The sequence below is a fragment of the Xanthomonas cannabis genome (assembly GCF_040616535.1).
Classification (GTDB): Bacteria; Pseudomonadota; Gammaproteobacteria; order Xanthomonadales; family Xanthomonadaceae; genus Xanthomonas; species Xanthomonas cannabis.
On the sequence record NZ_CP136580.1, the window covers coordinates 1,254,444 to 1,272,605 of the forward strand.

Annotated in this window: 13 protein-coding genes and 5 tRNA genes; 12 read left to right on the forward strand and 6 right to left on the reverse strand. The window is 64.7% G+C overall.

Annotation, left to right across the window (positions count from 1 at the left end; all coding sequences use genetic code 11):
• Nucleotides 1-87: 87 nt before the first annotated feature.
• From phoR to RZV17_RS05365, 3 genes are all read right to left on the reverse strand, one after another.
• Nucleotides 88-1,416 carry a phosphate regulon sensor histidine kinase PhoR gene (gene phoR, locus RZV17_RS05355; protein WP_184552626.1) on the reverse strand — a complete coding sequence of 443 codons (1,329 nt, stop codon included), beginning with the start codon at nt 1,414-1,416 and terminating at the stop codon, nt 88-90.
• A 73-nt stretch (nt 1,417-1,489) separates the two neighbouring features.
• Nucleotides 1,490-2,179 carry a phosphate regulon transcriptional regulator PhoB gene (phoB, locus tag RZV17_RS05360; protein ID WP_002806631.1) on the reverse strand — a complete coding sequence of 230 codons (690 nt, stop codon included), beginning with the start codon at nt 2,177-2,179 and terminating at the stop codon, nt 1,490-1,492.
• A gap of 186 nt (nt 2,180-2,365) precedes the next feature.
• Nucleotides 2,366-4,012, reverse strand: coding sequence for a M48 family metalloprotease (locus RZV17_RS05365; protein WP_039563910.1), 1,647 nt, complete (start codon nt 4,010-4,012; stop codon nt 2,366-2,368).
• A 149-nt stretch (nt 4,013-4,161) separates the two neighbouring features.
• Here RZV17_RS05365 and grxC point away from each other — a divergent pair, with 149 nt between their 5' ends.
• From grxC to RZV17_RS05380, 3 genes are all read left to right on the forward strand, one after another.
• A complete protein-coding gene (gene grxC, locus RZV17_RS05370; RefSeq protein WP_039412239.1) occupies nt 4,162-4,470 on the forward strand; it encodes a glutaredoxin 3 in 309 nt (102 codons plus the stop codon).
• Nucleotides 4,467-4,862, forward strand: coding sequence for a carboxymuconolactone decarboxylase family protein (locus RZV17_RS05375; protein ID WP_104581078.1), 396 nt, complete (start codon nt 4,467-4,469; stop codon nt 4,860-4,862). Before grxC ends, RZV17_RS05375 begins: the two co-directional genes overlap by 4 nt.
• A 556-nt stretch (nt 4,863-5,418) precedes the next feature.
• Nucleotides 5,419-6,426, forward strand: coding sequence for an isocitrate dehydrogenase (locus RZV17_RS05380; protein WP_010368534.1), 1,008 nt, complete (start codon nt 5,419-5,421; stop codon nt 6,424-6,426).
• 133 nt (nt 6,427-6,559) lie between these two features.
• Here RZV17_RS05380 and RZV17_RS05385 read toward each other — a convergent pair whose 3' ends face one another.
• Nucleotides 6,560-7,321 (reverse strand): Bax inhibitor-1/YccA family protein, encoded by a 762-nt coding sequence (locus tag RZV17_RS05385; RefSeq protein WP_039403972.1) that lies wholly within the window; start codon nt 7,319-7,321, stop codon nt 6,560-6,562.
• Nucleotides 7,322-7,472: 151 nt separating this feature from the next.
• Here RZV17_RS05385 and RZV17_RS05390 point away from each other — a divergent pair.
• The 4 genes from RZV17_RS05390 (at nt 7,473) to RZV17_RS05405 (ending at nt 7,947) form a co-directional block, all read left to right on the forward strand.
• A tRNA-Pro gene (locus RZV17_RS05390) sits at nt 7,473-7,549 on the forward strand.
• 42 nt (nt 7,550-7,591) lie between these two features.
• Nucleotides 7,592-7,668: transfer RNA gene (locus tag RZV17_RS05395), tRNA-Arg, on the forward strand.
• Nucleotides 7,669-7,700: 32 nt separating this feature from the next.
• A tRNA-His gene (locus RZV17_RS05400) sits at nt 7,701-7,777 on the forward strand.
• Between the two features lie 94 nt (nt 7,778-7,871).
• A tRNA-Lys gene (locus RZV17_RS05405) sits at nt 7,872-7,947 on the forward strand.
• Nucleotides 7,948-8,206: 259 nt separating this feature from the next.
• Here the strand turns inward: RZV17_RS05405 and RZV17_RS05410 are convergent.
• Together RZV17_RS05410 and RZV17_RS05415 are read right to left on the reverse strand one after the other, a co-directional pair.
• Nucleotides 8,207-9,469: a lipase family protein gene (locus RZV17_RS05410; protein WP_355607743.1), complete on the reverse strand. Its 1,263-nt coding sequence runs from the start codon at nt 9,467-9,469 to the stop codon at nt 8,207-8,209.
• Between the two features lie 714 nt (nt 9,470-10,183).
• Nucleotides 10,184-11,452 (reverse strand): nitrogen regulation protein NR(II), encoded by a 1,269-nt coding sequence (locus tag RZV17_RS05415; protein WP_104581081.1) that lies wholly within the window; start codon nt 11,450-11,452, stop codon nt 10,184-10,186.
• A gap of 271 nt (nt 11,453-11,723) precedes the next feature.
• Between RZV17_RS05415 and RZV17_RS05420 the strand changes: the two genes are divergently transcribed.
• The 5 genes from RZV17_RS05420 (at nt 11,724) to lon (ending at nt 18,051) form a co-directional block, all read left to right on the forward strand.
• A tRNA-Leu gene (locus tag RZV17_RS05420) sits at nt 11,724-11,808 on the forward strand.
• Between the two features lie 204 nt (nt 11,809-12,012).
• Nucleotides 12,013-13,305 carry a trigger factor gene (gene tig, locus RZV17_RS05425; RefSeq protein ID WP_104581082.1) on the forward strand — a complete coding sequence of 431 codons (1,293 nt, stop codon included), beginning with the start codon at nt 12,013-12,015 and terminating at the stop codon, nt 13,303-13,305.
• A gap of 92 nt (nt 13,306-13,397) precedes the next feature.
• Entirely contained in the window at nt 13,398-14,024 is a 627-nt protein-coding gene (clpP, locus tag RZV17_RS05430; RefSeq protein WP_002806026.1) for an ATP-dependent Clp endopeptidase proteolytic subunit ClpP, read from the forward strand.
• Between the two features lie 125 nt (nt 14,025-14,149).
• Nucleotides 14,150-15,436 carry an ATP-dependent Clp protease ATP-binding subunit ClpX gene (gene clpX / locus RZV17_RS05435; protein ID WP_003483788.1) on the forward strand — a complete coding sequence of 429 codons (1,287 nt, stop codon included), beginning with the start codon at nt 14,150-14,152 and terminating at the stop codon, nt 15,434-15,436.
• 143 nt (nt 15,437-15,579) lie between these two features.
• Nucleotides 15,580-18,051: an endopeptidase La gene (lon, locus tag RZV17_RS05440; protein WP_104581083.1), complete on the forward strand. Its 2,472-nt coding sequence runs from the start codon at nt 15,580-15,582 to the stop codon at nt 18,049-18,051.
• Nucleotides 18,052-18,162 lie beyond the last annotated feature (111 nt).

Here is an 18,162-nt window from a genome sequence, read left to right on the forward strand (position 1 = left end):
GGTCGCCGCAAGCGCATCGCCCTGCGGCGCGGACACGCTGTGTGCGCAGCTGCAGCGCGGCCGGTGGCGACGCGCGCTCCCTACATATCACGCCGAGCGTGACAGTGGCAGGGAGTGCTCGCGCTGCACGATGCGTGCAGCGACGAAATGACACGAGAATTCGCTGCCGCGTCCCACTTCGCTTTCGATCTCCAGGCGCGCCTGGTGCAGGCCCAGGATGTGCTTGACGATCGACAGCCCCAGCCCGGTGCCGCCACTCTCGCGCGAGCGGCTGCTGGACACGCGATAGAAGCGCTCGGTGATGCGCGGCAGATGCGAGGCGGGGATGCCGTAACCGGTATCGCGCACCGCCAGCGCCGCGCCGTCGCCTTCGCGCACGAAGCGGATCGTCACCGTGCCGCCGCCGGGCGTGTAGCGCACCGCGTTGGTCACCAGGTTGGAAAACGCGCTGTGCAGTTCCTTGTTGGAGCCGAGCAGATCCACCCCGGCCTCGTCGATCACTTCCACCGTGTGCCGGCCCTGGCTGTGCGCCTCGGCCTCGCGGCGCAGGGTGGAGAGCATCGGCGCCATCGCCACGTGTTCTTCGCCGAGCTCTTCCTGCGATTCCAGTCGCGACAGGGTCAGCAGGTCTTCCACCAGCTGCGCCATGCGCTGCGATTGCTTGCGCATCTCCGCCAGCATCGGGCCGGAGTCCGGGAAGTCTTCCGGGTCGAGCATGTCCAGGTAGCCGTGCACCACCGTCAACGGCGTGCGCAGCTCGTGCGAGACATTGGCGACGAAGTCGCGGCGCACCTGTTCCAGCCGCAGCAGCTTGCTGACATCGCGTGCCACCAGCAGCCAGTAATCGTCCGAATACGGGATCAGGCGTAGGTTCAGGCGCAGGTCCGGGTCAACCGGCGAGGCCGCATCCAGCATCGGCTCGGCGTTGCGCCCGGCCGCCAGCCAGTGGGCCAGCGGCAGCGGCTGCAGCCGTTCCACCACCGACACGCCCATGTCGCCGGGATGATGCAGCCCAAGCAGGCCGCCCGCGGCCTTGTTGAACCACTGCACGCGCTGGCTGTTGCGGTCCACCACCACCACCGCATCCGGCAACGCCTGCGCGGCGGCGCGGTAGGTGCGCAGCATGTCGATCAGGCGACGCTTGCGTCCGCGCATTTCGGCCTGGCTGCGATACAGCAGCCGGTCCAGCTCGTTCCAGGCGCCGACGCCGGCAGCAGGCTCGGCACGCTGGCGTGCGGTGAGCCGGCGCAGCACCTGACGCAGCCGCCAGTAATGCCAGGCCAGGACGCCCAATGCAGTGAGCGTCAGCGCCATCCATACATGCCCGATCAGCACGCCGGCCGCGACGGCAGCGCCCAACAACAGCGCAAGGGTGCCGAGCGTCTTGAGCCAGGCGGAACGGATATGTTGGGGCATGGAAGGCGTGATCACGAAGCGTCAGGTGGGCAGCCGCCCCGGCCAGAGTGCGGCCGGGCGGCCTGGCGGCACGTCAGGTCGCCGAAGAAAAACGATAGCCCGAGCCACGCACGGTCTGCACCATGTTCTCCAGGCCGAACGGCTCCAGCGTCTTGCGCAGGCGGCGGATGTGCACGTCGATGGTGCGCTCTTCCACATACACGCTGCCGCCCCAGACATGGTCCAGCAGCTGGGTCCGCGTGTATACGCGCTCGGGGTGGGTCATGAAGAAATGCAGCAAACGATATTCGGTCGGGCCGATCGGCACCGGCGCATCGCCGGCGAACACGCGGTGCGCGGCGCCATCGATGCGCAGCCGGCCCACGGCCACGCTGCCGTCCTCGTCGTCCTCGCGGGTGCGCCGCATCACCGCACGGATCCGTGCCAGCAGCTCGCGTGCCGAAAACGGCTTGACCACGTAATCGTCGACGCCGGCTTCCAGGCCGCCGACGCGGTCGTTCTCTTCGCCGCGCGCGGTGAGCATGATGATCGGAATCTCGCGGGTCAGCTGCTCCTTGCGCCAGCGGCGGGCAAGATCCAGGCCGCTGGTGCCGGGCAGCATCCAGTCCAGCAGGATCAGGTCGGGCACGCGGTCGGCGATGGCGGTCTGCGCCTCGCGGGCGTCGCCGGCGTGGATGGGCTCGAACTCGCCCTTGCGCAGCGCGAACGCCACCATGTCGCGGATCGCGGGTTCGTCATCGACGATCAGAATGCGTTTCTGCACGCGGGGCTTACCGTCTGGCTTTGGTGATCGCCAGTAGACTACGGTTTTGTGACTCTAATGTGACATGCCGGACGCAGGCTGCAGCCAGACTGCGGTTCTGTGAAGCGGGCTGGGCTGGTAGCGCGGTGCCGGTGTCGACGGTGGCAGGATGTGGCGGTCGGGCCGGCTCGTCGCACCCCGGCGACATCAGCGCGTGGACAGGTCCGGGTCGCGGATGCCCTGACGGCGCAGCTCCAGCACCGTTGGCGTGATCGCGGCGATGCGGGCATCCACGCGCGCCCGTGTCACATAGTCCAGGTCCTTCTTCTTCAGCGCTTCCAGCTGGATCAGCGCCTGCTCCGGGCGACCATTCAAGTAAGCAGACTCGGCATAGGCTTCGCTGGCGCGCAGATGGTCGCCGGCCAGCTCGCAGGCACGCGCATAGGTCTGCTGCAGCAGGGGGTCCTCGCCACTGCGGTACAGCAACGGTTCCAGCACCTGCCGCGCGCGCTGGCCGGACGCCTTGCTGGCCTGCTCGTTGAGCGCGCCGGCATAGGTCAGTGCCACCGCCCGGTTGCTCGGCAGTTGCTTGAGCAGCGCATCGAAGCGCGCATTGGCCGCTTCGCGCTGCCCCACGCGCGCCTGCGCCTCGCTCAGGCCCAGCGCCAGCCACAGGTTGTCCGGGTGCGTCTCGAGCAGGCTGGTCAGCTCGGCCACCGGCTCGCTGGGCCGGCCGCCGCTGTTGCGCAGCCGCGCCAGCGCCAGCCCGTAGCGCTGCGCATCGCTCAGCCCCTGCTTGGCGCTGCGGCGCAGGTTTTCGTACTCGCGAATGGCTGCGTCCGGGGTGCTTGCACTGAGCACGCGCAGGCGTTCCTTGGCCCAGTCGAAACCCTGCTGGTCGCCGCCGCGGCTGAGTGCATCCACCGGCAGCCGCAGCGTATAGGGAAGCAGTGCGTTGCCGTTGCGACTCAACGGCTCCGACAGGCTCGGGTCCGCCGGGTCCACGCGTTCCTGGCGCGTTCCGCCCGGCACCGAGGTGGTCAGCACCACGGTGTTCTTCTTCATCTGCTCGGCACGCGCCTTGGCCTCGCTGATGCGGGTGGTGGTGACCGGGTGGGTCTGCAGGAAGTCCGGCGCGCTATAGCCGCCCTCGTTGGCGCGCATCGCCACCGACATGCGCTCGAAGAAGCCGGCCATCGCGTCCACATCGTAGCCGCTGCGCACCAGCGTGCGGATGCCCAGTCGGTCGGCCTCGGATTCGTTGGAGCGGGTGTAGTCGATCTGGCGTTGCTGCATCAGCCCCATCGCACTGGTGATGGTGGCCATGGTGGCATCGCCCTTGGAGTTGCCCCCGGCCTGCTGCGCAGCGACCACCGCGGCCAGCATGCCGAGCAGGATCGGGATCTGGTCGCGTTGCGCGCGTTCCACCCCGCGCAGCACGTGCTGCTGGGTGACGTGGGCGATTTCGTGCGACAGCACCGCCGCCACCTCGTCCTCGCGCTCGGCGGTCAGCACCAGCCCGGCGTTGACCGCGATATAGCCGCCCAGGGTGGCGAACGCATTGATCTGGCGGTCGCGCAACATGAAAAACGTAAACGGCTGCTGTGGTTGATCGCTGTTGGCGCCCAGCCGGGTGCCCATGGTCTGCAGCCAGTCGCCGATCAGCGGGTCGTCCAGCACGTAGTCGTAATTGCGCAGCTCGGCCAGCATCATCTTGCCGTACTCGGCCTGACGCGCCGGGGTCAGCAGCTCGCCGGCCGAGGAGCCGATATCGGGCAGGCGGCTTTCCTGCGCGGGTGCCATACCCACGGCGACGGCCAGCGTAAGGGCGGTGGCGAGCGGAAGCAGGCGCAAGTGGAACTCCCAGGTGATGCGCGGAGCATGCGGGCAGCGCAGCGCAGCGGCGTGAATCGGCAATTAATCCACAGTGTTGCGGTGACGACATGGAAATTCCAGTCGCCCGCTACCATGTGTCAGACCTCAGACCAACCACGGAGTTTCCCGTGAGCCAAGACCATACCGTGCAGGACGCCGCCGGCGGACCACATATCACCCTGTATTCCACCGCCATCTGCCCGTATTGCGTGGCCGCCAAGAACTTCCTCAAGAGCAAGGGGCAGACCTGGACCGAGGTGCGCATCGACCTGGACCCGGCCGAGCGCAACAAGATGGTCGCCCTGGCCAAGCGCACCAGCGTGCCGCAGATCTTCGTCGGCGACGTCCATGTGGGCGGCTACGACGACATGATGGCCCTGCATCGCGCCGGCAAGCTCGAGCCGCTGCTGGCCGGCAGCACGGGCGGGCAGGCATGAGTGGTTCCGACGACGGCAGCGCCGACCGCCTGCGCGAGTTCACCGAATTCCGCCAACGCATGAATCAGCGCATCCTGGCCGAGCCCAACCAGGTGGTGCGGCGTTTCTTTGCGCTGGATACCCAGACCTACCAGGCCGGTGCGCTGGACGTGAAAACCAAGGAGCTGCTCGGGCTGGTGGCCTCGATGGTGCTGCGCTGTGACGACTGCATCAGCTACCACGTCGCACAGTGCAAAGAGGCTGGCGTGAGTCGCGAAGAGTTCTTCGAAACCTTCTCGGTCGGGCTGGTGGTCGGCGGCTCCATCGTGATCCCGCATCTGCGCCGCGCAGTGGATTTCCTCGACCAGCTCGAAGGCGGCGCGCAGGCGCCGGTGCAGCACGCCCACGAGTGAGGGGCCGAGCCGGGCGGCTGCATGCCGCTCGGGATTGGCGACTGAAGACCGGGAATTGGGAATTCGTCAAAGGTACGTCGCGCGCCGCTGTCAGGGCGGCGCGTTGCGTTTGGGTGCTCGGCCGCCCCACGTCGACAGCATGCGTGGCCAGCGTGCCCGCGGCGGCGTACGCATTGGTTGGGGTCCGCTGTGCTGTCGAAGTACCGCGCAGGGTGGTCGGGTGCTCGGGGCGGGCAGGGGTTTGGCGGCAGGTTGACGCGTTGATGTCGGGGTCTCGGTAGGCGACAGTCTTCGCACAGCGGCCGGCACCTGTGGTTTGCGTCGTCGCGCATGCGCCCGCCAGGCAGCCTGGCCTGGCAAGGGTCGGAGGCGTCCGCATCCGTCGGCCGCGCAGCGACTGCCGCGCCCTGCCTGCGCCGTGCCTGCCGCTCTTAGACCAAGGTCGGTTTGGGCGCCTTCACCGGCATCGGGCATAATTGCCCGTGAAACCTCCTTGCGCCGATCTGCCGGGTTCGACGGCTGGCGCTCCCCCCTTCAAGTTCGGAAACCCAACGATATGACGCAGACAATCACGGTCATCCGCGGCGACGGTATTGGCCCGGAGATCATGGATGCCACGCTGTTCGTGCTCGATGCGCTGCAAGCTGGCCTGACCTACGAGTACGCCGACGCTGGCCTGGTCGCGCTGGAAAAGCACGGCGATCTGCTGCCCGAGTCCACCCTGGCGTCGATCACCAAGAACAAGGTGGCGCTGAAAAGCCCGCTGACCACGCCGGTCGGCGAAGGTTTCAGCTCGATCAACGTCGCCATGCGTCGCAAGTTCGACCTGTACGCCAACGTGCGTCCTGCCAAGTCGTTCCCGAACACCAAGTCGCGTTTCGCCGATGGCGTGGACCTGATCACCGTCCGCGAGAACACCGAAGGCGCTTACCTGAGCGAAGGCCAGACCGTGTCCGAGGATGGCGAGACCGCGTTCTCCGGCACCCGGATCACTCGCAAGGGCTCCGAGCGCATCGTGCGCTACGCCTTCGACCTGGCGCGCGCCACCGGCCGCAAGAAGGTCACCGCGGTGCACAAGGCCAACATCATCAAGTCGACCTCGGGCCTGTTCCTGAAGGTGGCACGTGACGTGGCAGCGCAGTACCCGGAAATCGAATTCCAGGAAATGATCGTCGACAACACCTGCATGCAGCTGGTGATGCGTCCGGAGCAGTTCGACATCATCGTGACCACCAACCTGTTCGGCGACATCATCTCCGACCTGTGTGCCGGTCTGGTCGGCGGCCTGGGTCTGGCCCCGGGCGCCAACATCGGTCTGGACGCGGCGATTTTCGAAGCCGTGCACGGCTCGGCGCCGGATATTGCAGGGCAGGGCAAGGCCAACCCGTGCGCGTTGCTGCTGGGTGCCGCGCAGATGCTGGACCACATCGGTCAGCCGCAGAACGCCGAGCGCCTGCGCGAAGCCATCGTGGCCACCCTGGAAGCCAAGGACTCGCTGACCCCCGACCTGGGCGGCACCGGCAACACCATGGGCTTTGCCAAGGCCATCGCCAGCCGCCTCTGAGCGCACTGGCAACGCCGCACAAAAAGAAAGGGCGCCCACGGCGCCCTTTCTTTTGCTTGGAAATGTCTGAAGCCACTCCATGTCATCGATCGCAGGGAAACGCTCTTGCGATTCCCCAATCCCGATTCCCGGCTTAGTTCCGCGACTGCAGCTTCGACAGCAAGCGCAGGAACTCGATGTACAGCCACACCAGCGTGACCATCAGGCCGAACGCGCCGTACCACTCCATGTGCTTGGGTGCGCCCTGCTCGACACCGCTTTCGATGAAGTCGAAATCCAGCACCAGGTTCAGTGCCGCCACTACCACCACGAACAGGCTGAAGCCGATGCCGACCAGGCCCGAGTCATGGATGAAGGGAATCCGCACGCCGAAAAAGCCCAGGACAATCGTCGCCAGATACACCAGCGCAATGCCGCCGGTCGCCGCCACCACGCCCAGCTTGAAGTTCTCGGTTGCCTTGATCATGCCGCTGCGGTACGCGAACAGCAGCGCGAACATGGTGCCGAAGGTCAGCAGGACCGCCTGGAATACGATGCCGTTGAAGCGTGCTTCGTACACGGCCGATATCGACCCCAGGAAGAAACCTTCCACCAGTGCGTACAGCGGCGCGGTGATCGGCGCCCAGGTCGGCTTGAAGCTGGTCGCCAGCGCGAACACCAGTCCGCCGATCGCACCGGCAATCATGTAGATGCGCGCGGCCGGCAGCGGGACGCCGTCGGCGCCAAGCGATTGCGACCATGCGAACGCGGCGGTGAGGACTGCCATCAGCAACAGCAGGCCGGTCTTGTTGACCGTGCCGTTGAGTGTCATCGCCTGACCATCGCGGGTGACCACCGAGCCGGAGCCGAGGTCGAGGAACGTGGATTCCCGGAGGGCCGGGTTACCGCTACGCATGCGTGTTCTCCATGAAAGTAGGGGCTCGTCGAGTTGGCGAGCGTTGTTGCGAGGATACCGGATCGCCCAATTTACACAGGGTGATTGACAGCGAGGCCAATCGTTCCCAAAATAGCCGACCTTTCCAGCCTTCGGGATTGAAAGGTCCCGCCGGGGTATAGCGCAGTCTGGTAGCGCGCCTGCTTTGGGAGCAGGATGTCGGGGGTTCGAATCCCTCTACCCCGACCATTCCGAGCTCCTGACGGCGTGGGAATGCGAAGTTCGGTCCGGGCGCCCGTAGCTCAACCGGATAGAGCACCGGCCTTCTAAGCCGGCGGTTACAGGTTCGAGTCCTGTCGGGCGCGCCATCGGCGGTACGGTAGGAAGCAGGTTTTCAGTGGTGGCTGTAGCTCAGCTGGTTAGAGTACTGGATTGTGATTCCAGATGTCGGGGGTTCGAGTCCCCTCAGCCACCCCACTGAATGACAGGCAAGTGCAGGAAAGTTTGACCCGATGCGTCGCGGGGTGTTGCAACGAAGCAAAAACGCACATACAATGTGCGACCAGTTTCAGGGCCGTTAGCTCAGTTGGTAGAGCAGTTGACTCTTAATCAATAGGTCCAAGGTTCGAATCCTTGACGGCCCACCAGACAGGCAGCCACTCAGCGCAAGTTGAGTGGCTGTTTTTCTTTACGCGGATGCCTGCGCAGACGCAGGCAATCCTGGCCTGCGTGGCATCCGGCGCGTCTTGCTGTGTGCAACGACCGCCGGCGCGTCGGGCGCCAGAATCAGTGGCGCCCGGCTTTTCATCCTGGCAACGGCATCGTCGCTGTGCAGGCGGCGGCAATGCGCGGCGCGCCGTCCTGGTATTGCGTGCGTCCCGGGCCGCTGTGCGCAAGCGCCTGCGCTCAGCGTTGCTTGTCCAGCAACTGCTGGCGCACGGCGATCATGCAGCTTTCCTTGCTGGCCAGATGTGCCAGGGCATCGTTGTCGGCGGGATCGCCGCTGCCCACATCCACCACCGAGACCTGCGTGCTGCCGCGGCGCTTGAAGGCGTCGATGGCGGTGCTCGCGTTCTTCAGTGGCACGGTGGCGTCATTGGAGGAGCCGCAGAGCAATGTGCGCGTCCGTGGCGTCCAGTCCAGCAGATCGTTGCGCACCAGGTCCTGGCGGAACCGGTTGTTGGGGTTACGCAGGAAGTCCTTGTAGAAGCTCGGCTGGAAATAGCTGCCGACCTTGTCGATCGTCGGCAACAGTCCGCCGACGGCCAGATCGATCAGATCGTTCTTGCCCGGGAAAAGGCCTTCGACTTTTCCCGCCCACGGGTCCTGGAACACCTGTGACGGCGAGAGGTAGACATTCTGGTAGGCGTGCTGCATGCCGACCAGGGCGTAGGTCACCAGCACCAGGCCGAAGGTGCTTTCGCCAACGGCATTGCGTCCGCTCCAGCTGTCCAGGAAGGTCTGGCTCAATGCATACGGGCCGGAAATCGGCGCGCTGGCGGCCAGCTTGAATTCGTTGGGATAGTGCGCCTCGATTTCGCGCTGGGTTGCCATGGCGGCGTGACCACCTTGCGAGTAGCCCGACAGCATCACCTTGCCCGACAGCGGGGTGTTCAGCCGTGCCAGGACCTGGCGGGCGGCGCGCATCGCATCGATGGTCGCGCTGGCTTCGCTGTCCGCGTGCAGGTAGGGGTGGAATGGATAGGTGGACTTGCCCAGGCCCAGATAATCGGTGCTGACCACCACGTATCCCTGGCCGGCCAGTCGGGTCACGAGCGGGTCATCGCCCTTTGCGTCACGAATCTCCTTGGCCTGCTCTGCGGCACGTTGCGGTTCGGTGCCTGGGTCCCAGCTCAGCAACGGATAGGGGCCTGTGCAACTGGCACCACCTGGCACGAGCAATACGCCAGACGCCGTGGTCGGTTCACCCTTCACGCCGACCGTTGCATAGGTGAACTCGGCCACCCTGACATCGCATTTGGGCAGGTCGCTGGCCTTGTCGTTGGGCAGCAATGCAGCAAGCGCGGTGCGGGTATAGCTGGTGAGGAAGTTGCTGTTGAGCAGGGTGCCACGCGCAGGCGATGCCATCGCGATCACGGGCAGGAAGGCCAGCGCAGTTCCAATGGCGGTGAACAGACGTGATGCATTGCGATTTCGTTTGTTTCCCATGGCGGATGTCCTGATGTGCGACCGCAGGTGAATGCGGCTGCGTGGGGGAGTGGTGGGACGCTTCAAGGTGTTAGCTGCCGACAGTGGTGGCATGGATCGCATGCGATCAGCGCTTTGTCCGCGGGGCGTGTGGATCGAGGCAAACGCGGTGCCCTGATCGGCAGTGACGGCGTTGCGACAGCTAATGGATGGGTGCTGGCGAGGCCCTGACTGTTCAGGAGGCCAGACTATGGGCCTGTGGATCAGGGCCGCATTCGGCAACAACGAAGCGCGCACTCCCGGCGCGAATGCGCGAGGTGTCACGCACCCCTTTGCCTCTATCGATTCATCTGATGTTGGGCGCGGCTGCCTGGATGCAGGCCTGCATCAGTGCGCCAGCGGCAGCCGCTTTCCGGGTGCAAGGGCCAGTCGGGACGAGTCGGCGTCACCAGACGGTTCGATCGCCATCCAGGCTGCGCGGCAAGTGACTGGCAAGGCTGCATCCGTCACAAAGTGGCTGGATGACTCTCAGCGCGAGCGCATGTCATCGTTGCAGACGTCCCGCCGACTTCTTGAAGTACATCCGCATGGTGCCGACATGGCCGAGGTAGTGCCGACGGGCGGCAGTAATCGGCCTGTGGCATCGGTGATGCGGTGCGCAACGGTATTCACCGGTATCTCACTTGCTTGCAGCGGGAATGCAGTGCGTCGGCTCCCGCACCCGCCGATCAGATGCTAAGCCTGATCCACGCGTGGAAACGCAAGCAGGAAGCGCGCGCCTTCACCCGGCGCCGAAATGACTTCGACAAAACCGCCTGCCTGCCGCACGGCGCTGTAGACCTGCGCCAGGCCCAGGCCGGCGCCGCGGTCTGCACCCTTGGTGGTGAAGTAGGCTTCGAACAGCCGTGACTGCACCTGTTGATCCATCCCATGGCCATTATCGGCGACGGCGATGGTGACGTAGGCCCCGGCGGGTTTGGTCAGGCTTGCGTCGGCCTCGGTCACGCGTGCGTAGCCCGTCTCGACACGGATGATGCCGCCGCTGTCGCAGGCATCGCGCGCATTGATGACCAGGTTCAAGATCGCGCGTTCCACCGTGTGTCGGTCGACCATCGCGCAGCATCCGCCCGCATCGCTGTGCAATTGCAGCTGCAGGTCCGCGCCGATCACCTGCTCCAGCAGCGGGTTGAGCTGTTCGGCCAGGGCGGCCAGGTCGACCACTTCGGGGCTGTACGGATATTGGCGCGAAAACCCGACCAGGCGCTGCGCCATGACCGAGCCGTGTTGAAGCGCCGCATCGGCGACGGCGAGCAGCTTGGCATCCTGTGCATCGATCTGCCCGCGTTGCACCACCAGATCGATCGCCGACGTGGCGGCCTGCAGCACGTTGTTCAAGTCGTGCACCACGCCGGCAAGCAATTGACCAACTGCCTCGCCTTTCTGCGCCTGCTCGGAAATCTTCTCCGCAGCGCCCTGCGCGGCACGCGCGATATCCAGGTCGCCTTCGGTGCGCTCGTGCAGGTCGCGCAAGGTATGCAGCTCGGTCGACAGCGAATGCTCGCGCGTGCGTGCCAGCATCAGCGCGCCGGTGGAGAATTCACGCTCTGCCTTCAGGGTGCGGTCCAGCGTGTGGAAGGCCGCCTCCAGTGCCCGGCGGTCAGAGATGTTCTTGCTGACCGCCAGGATGGCTTCGACGTCGCCGAACTCATCGAACAACGGGCTGGTGACCACCTGCCAGGTCTGCCGGACGCCAACGAAATTGACGCAGGTCGCCTCGAACTCGTGCACCGCGCCGTCGATCGATGCTGCCATTGCCGCATCCACCAGGTGCACGGACTCCGCCGGCCATAACTCGCGCCATGGGCGGGAGAGCAACTGGTCCTGGTGGCTGGCGCCAAGGACGGTCAAGCCGTTGACGTTGACTGCCGTGATCCGCCCGTCGAGGTCGATCTCTTTGATGCAGTCTCGCGACAGTGCCACGATCTGCCGATACCGATCTCTCATCGCGGCGGTTGTCTCTCTCGGCTGATTAACGGAATTTTCGCAAACATTGCCGTCGCCGTGCGCAAGAACACGGCATTGCTTCATCCTGCAGCAGGGCGCCACGCTGAACCATTCACCGGACTCTAGCGTACTGGTAGATGTCGGGAGCGCTGCGAAGAGGGAGCCAACGGCCGCCAGGTAAGGTCAGAAATGGCGCCAGACCGCCCTGGACAGGCAGCAGCGCTTTTTCTTTGCCAGCATCCCTGCAACAATGGCGGGCGCGTACAGCATTGCGAAAGTGGCGGAATTGGTAGACGCACCAGATTTAGGTTCTGACGCCGCAAGGCGTGGGGGTTCGAGTCCCCCCTTTCGCACCAGTGCAGCGCGGCCGTGAGTGTTCCGGCCGCCGCCGCCCATGTAGACCACAGGTTTTTCTCGCCAGGCGTGCCATTGCACGCATCCCGCTGGCAGCGGCCGCCGTTATCGGCGAAACTACAAGGCTCGGCGGCTTTCTCGCCATCCGTCAACCCGCATCTTCCATCTCGTGCCGACGCCGTGCGCTGTCGGTGGCAGGAGTCAACATGCAAGCATCGATCGAATCCACCGGCAATCTGGAACGCCGCCTGACCTTCACCCTGCCGCAGGAGCGCCTGGAGACGCATGTCGGTGGCCGCCTGCGCGAACTTGCGCGGACCACCCGCATCAAGGGCTTCCGTCCCGGCAAGGTGCCGACCAAGGTCATCGAGCAGCGCTTCGGTCAGCAGGTGCGTGCCGAAGCGATGGAAGGCCTGCTGCGGGAGACCTTCGATTCGGCGGTGCGCGAGCACTCGCTGCGCCTGGCCGGCAACCCGCGGATCGACCAGGGCGAGAGCGACTTCGATTTCGTCGCCACCTTCGAAGTGGTGCCGGATTTCGGCGACATCGACGTGAGCCAGCTGTCGGTGGTGCGTCATACCGCCGAAGTGACCGATGCCGACATCGACCAGATGATCGAAAACCTGCGCCTGCAGCGCCGCACCTGGAACCCGGTCGAGCGCGGCGCGCAGGTCGGCGACCTGGTGGCGCTGGAGACCTGGTCGCAGGCCGGCGACGAGCGTCTGCCCGCCGAAGGCGTGGAGACCGGCAGCAGCGTGCTGGGCTCGGGCGTGATGTTCGACCAGATCGAAAAGGGCCTGGAAGGCCTGACCAAGGGTGAAGACAAGACCCTGACCATCGATTTCCCCGCCGAGTGGCGCGTGCCGCAGCTGGCCGGCAAGACCGTACAGGTGCACGTCAAGGCGGTCGAGGTGTCCGAGCCGGTGCTGCCGGTAGTGGACAAGGAGTTCATCAAGAGCTTCGGCGTGAAGAGTGGCGATGCCGAGCAGTTCCGCGCCGACATCCGCACCAACCTGGAGCGCGAGCTCAAGGGCGCGCTGATGAATCGCCTGCGTCGCGAAGTGGGCGAGCAGCTGATTGCCGCCTATGCGCACGTCGAAATGCCGCCGCGTCTGGTCGAGAACGAAGCGCGTTCGATGCTGGCCCAGCAGGTTGAGCAGGTCCGCCGCAGCGGCCGCGATCCGGGCCAGGTGCCGGACGACGCGCATCAGGGCTTCATGGACGCGGCCGCCAAGCGCGTGCTGGTCGGTCTGCTGGTGGGCGAGGTGGCCCGTCGCAATGAACTGCGTCTGGAATCCAAGCGCGTCAGCGAAACGCTGCGTCTGATCGCCTCGACCTACGAAGAGCCGGAACAGGTCATTGAGATGTACCGCAACGACCCCCAACTGATGGGTGGGCTGCAGAGCCGTGTGATGGAAGAGCAGGTGATCGACTGGATCGCCGAGCGCGCCCAGCACACCGAGCAGCCGCTGTCGTTCCAGGACGCCATTCGGGTCTGAGGCGGTAGCAAGAGAACCGCGCCCTGCCGTCGTCAGGGTGCGGATATCGAACACGGGCGTCGGCACAGGCCGCTGCCACAACAGGAAGACCGATGAGCATTGTGACCAAAGCCCTGAACCTGGTGCCCATGGTGGTCGAGCAGACCAGCCGTGGCGAGCGTGCGTACGACATCTACTCGCGTCTGCTGAAGGAGCGTCTGATCTTCCTGGTCGGTCCCATCGACGACCATATGGCCAACGTCATCGTGGCCCAGCTGCTGTTCCTGGAAGCGGACAACCCGGAAAAGGACATCAGCATCTACATCAATTCGCCCGGCGGCGTGGTCACTGCCGGCATGGCGATCTACGACACCATGCAGTACATCAAGCCGGACGTGAGCACCATCTGCGTCGGTCAGGCGGCCTCGATGGGCGCGCTGCTGCTGGCATCGGGTGCCGCGGGCAAGCGTTACGCGCTGCCGAATTCGCGCGTGATGATCCATCAGCCGCTAGGTGGTTTCCAGGGCCAGGCGACCGATATCGACATCCACGCCCGTGAAATCCTGACCCTGCGTTCGCGCCTGAACGAGATCCTGGCCAAGCACACCGGCCAGTCGCTGGAAACCATCGCGCGCGACACCGAGCGCGACAACTTCAAGAGTGCGGTCGATGCGCAGGCCTATGGTCTGGTCGATCAGGTGCTCGAGCGTCGTCCGGAAGAGTCGATCCAGCCGTCTTGATCGCCAGGTCGCTGAAATTGCAGGAAAAACCGGCAGGGTCGGGTGGGGCGAATGTCCTCCCGACCCTGTGCTATTCTCGAAATCGAACCCCCGTACATCGGGTGGGGTAACTGGGTAACAGAAGCATGAGCGAAGACCGCCAAGGTCGTTCCGGCGACAGCAACAAGATTCTCTACTGCTCGTTCTGCGGTAAGAGTCAGCATGAAGTCCGTAAGCTGATTGCCGGTCCCAGCGTGTTCATCTGCGATGAGTGCGTTGAGCTGTGCAACGACATCATCCGCGAGGAACTCGAAGAGAAGGCGCAGTCGGCACGTTCCAGCCTGCCCAAGCCGCGCGAGATTCTCGAGGTTCTCGATCAATACGTGATCGGGCAGTTGCGCGCCAAGCGCACGCTCGCAGTGGCGGTGTACAACCATTACAAGCGCATCGAGAGCCGCAGCAAGAACGACGACGTCGAGCTGGCGAAGTCCAACATCCTGCTGGTCGGTCCGACCGGGTCGGGCAAGACGCTGCTGGCCGAGACGCTGGCACGCCTGCTCAATGTGCCGTTCACGATCGCCGATGCCACCACGCTGACCGAGGCCGGCTATGTCGGCGAGGACGTGGAAAACATCATCCAGAAGCTGCTGCAGAAGTGCGACTACGACGTCGAGAAGGCGCAGCAGGGCATCGTCTATATCGACGAAATCGACAAGATCTCGCGTAAGAGCGAGAACCCGTCGATCACCCGTGACGTGTCCGGCGAAGGCGTGCAGCAGGCGCTGCTGAAGCTGATCGAAGGCACGGTTGCCTCGGTGCCGCCGCAGGGTGGACGCAAGCATCCGCAGCAGGAATTCCTGCAGGTCGACACCAAGAACATCCTGTTCATTTGCGGCGGCGCGTTCGCTGGCCTGGACAAAGTGATTCAGCAGCGTTCCAACGACGCCGGCGGCATCGGCTTCGGTGCCAAGGTCAAGAGCAGTGAGCGCAAGCAGGAAGTCGGCAAGATCCTGGCCGAGGTCGAGCCGGAAGATCTGATCAAGTTCGGTCTGATCCCCGAATTCGTCGGCCGCCTGCCGGTGGTTGCCACGCTGGAGGAGCTGGACGAGCCGGCGCTGATCAAGATCCTGACCGAGCCGAAGAACGCCATCACCAAGCAGTTCAAGAAGCTGTTCGACATGGAAGGCGTGGAACTGGAGTTCCGCCCGGATGCCTTGTCCGCGATCGCCAAGAAGGCGCTCAAGCGCAAGACCGGTGCCCGTGGCCTGCGCACCATCGTCGAATCGGTCCTGCTGGACACGATGTACGAGCTGCCCTCGCAGGAAAACGTCAGCAAGGTGGTGGTGGACGAGTCGGTGATCGAGCACAAATCCGAGCCGTATCTGATCTACCAGGCGCAACCGGCCCCGGCCAAGGCCGCATCCGGCGACTAAGCCCTGCGGCCGCGTTGCCCGGGCCTGGCCCCGCTCGCGGCTAAAGGCTTTCCGAGCGCTACTTGCAACACCTCGCCGATGGCCCCATAACGGGGCCATCGGCTTTTTTGTGCCTCTAAACCCCCATTCCTGCGGAGCGCCCCATGGCCCAGTCCCAATCAGAAGTTCTCGATCTGCCGGTGTTGCCGCTGCGCGACGTGGTGGTGTTTCCGCACATGGTGATCCCGCTGTTCGTCGGCCGTGACAAGTCGATGCGCGCGCTGGAAAAAGCCATGGAAGCGGACAAGCGCATCCTGCTGGTAGCGCAGAAGTCGGCCGAAACCGACGACCCGGCGGCCGGCGATCTGTATACCGTCGGTACCCTGGCGCAGGTGTTGCAGCTGCTCAAATTGCCCGACGGCACCATCAAGGTGCTGGTCGAAGGCCTGTCGCGCGTCACTGTCGACAAGGTCGTCGAGCAGGACGGCGCACTGCAGGGCCAAGGCACCGAGGTCGAAGCCAGCGATGCCCGTGAGCCGCGCGAGGTGGAAGCGATTGCGCGCTCGCTGATGTCGCTGTTCGAACAGTACGTCAAGACCAACCGCAAGCTGCCGCCGGAACTGCTGCAGACCCTGGCCGGCATCGACGAGCCGGGGCGCCTGGCCGACACCATCGCCGCGCATATCGGCGTGCGCCTGGCCGACAAGCAGCGCCTGCTGGAGATCACCGATATCGGTGAGCGCCTGGAGCTGCTGGTTGGCCTGGTGGACGGCGAAATCGACGTGCAGCAGCTGGAAAAGCGCATCCGCGGCCGCGTCAAGTCGCAGATGGAAAAGAGCCAGCGCGAGTACTACCTCAATGAGCAGATGAAGGCGATCCAGAAGGAACTGGGCGACCTAGACGACGCGCCGGGTGAGCTGGAAGAGCTTGCCCGCAAGATCGCCGAGGCAGGCATGCCCAAGCCGGTCGAGACCAAGGCCAAGGCCGAGCTCAACAAGCTCAAGCAGATGTCGCCCATGTCCGCCGAAGCGGCCGTGGTGCGCAACTACCTGGACTGGCTGCTGGGCGTGCCGTGGAAGAAGCGTACTAAAGTGCGCAAGGACCTCAAGGTCGCCGAAGACACGCTGGACGCCGACCATTACGGCCTGGACAAGGTCAAGGAGCGCATCCTTGAATACCTGGCTGTGCAGTCGCGCGTGAAGCAGATGAAGGGGCCGATCTTGTGCCTGGTCGGTCCGCCGGGCGTGGGCAAGACCTCGCTCGGCCAATCGATCGCCAAGGCGACCAACCGCAAGTTCGTGCGCATGAGCCTGGGCGGCATCCGCGACGAGGCCGAGATCCGCGGCCATCGCCGGACCTACGTCGGCTCGATGCCGGGCCGCCTGGTGCAGAACCTCAACAAGGTCGGCAGCAAGAACCCGCTGTTCCTGCTGGACGAGATCGACAAGATGTCGATGGACTTCCGTGGCGATCCGTCGTCGGCATTGCTGGAAGTGCTGGATCCGGAGCAGAACAACTCCTTCAACGACCATTATCTGGAAGTGGATCTGGATCTGTCGGAGGTGATGTTCGTCGCCACCTCCAACTCGCTGAATATCCCGGGTCCGTTGCTGGACCGCATGGAAGTGATCCGCATCCCCGGCTACACCGAGGATGAAAAGCTCAATATCGCCATGCGGTATCTGGTGCCCAAGCAGATCAAGGCCAACGGTTTGAAGCCGGAAGAGATCGAGATCGGTGGCGATGCGATCCAGGATGTCGTGCGCTATTACACGCGTGAGTCGGGCGTGCGTAACCTTGAGCGGGAAATCGCCAAGATCTGCCGCAAGGTGGTCAAGGAAATCGCGCTGGCCGGCCCGCAGCCGGCGGGCAAGAAAGCCGTGGCCAAGAAGGGCAAGCCAAAGGCGCTGGTAACGGTTAGTTCGAAGAATCTCGACAAGTATCTGGGTGTGCGCCGTTTCGACTTCGGTCGCGCCGAAGAAGAAAACGAGATCGGCCTGGTGACCGGTCTGGCATGGACCGAAGTCGGCGGCGAGTTGCTGCAGGTCGAATCCACGCTGGTGCCGGGCAAGGGCAACCTGATCCTCACCGGTCAGCTTGGCAACGTCATGAAGGAATCGGCATCGGCTGCGTTGTCGGTGGTACGTTCGCGCGCCGAGCGGCTGGGCATCGACGTGGATTTCCTGCAGAAGCAGGACGTGCACGTGCACGTGCCCGACGGTGCCACCCCCAAGGATGGCCCGAGCGCGGGCATTGCGATGGTGACTTCGCTGGTGTCGATCCTGACCAAGGTGCCGATCCGTGCCGATGTGGCGATGACCGGCGAGATCACCCTGCGTGGCCGCGTCTCGGCGATCGGCGGGTTGAAGGAGAAGTTGCTGGCGGCATTGCGCGGCGGTATCCGCACGGTGTTGATCCCGGACGAGAACCGCAAGGATCTTGCCGACATCCCGGCCAACGTCACCCGCGATCTCAAAATCGTGCCGGTGAAGTGGATCGACGAAGTGCTGGACCTGGCGTTGGAGCGCCCGCTGGCACCGAAGAAGGCCGGCAAGGAAAAGGCGCGCAAGACCGCATCGCGCGTTGCCGTCCGCGGTAAGTCGCGCACCACTCCCGGCACGCGCGTCAAGCACTAACGCGCGCTGTCTAGGACATCCCGAAACAAGCCAAAACCCGCGTCGTTATTGGGTTTTGGCTTGCGTGCTGTTGGGGGCGCTGGTATAAATGCACGACTCGTGGGCGCGGCA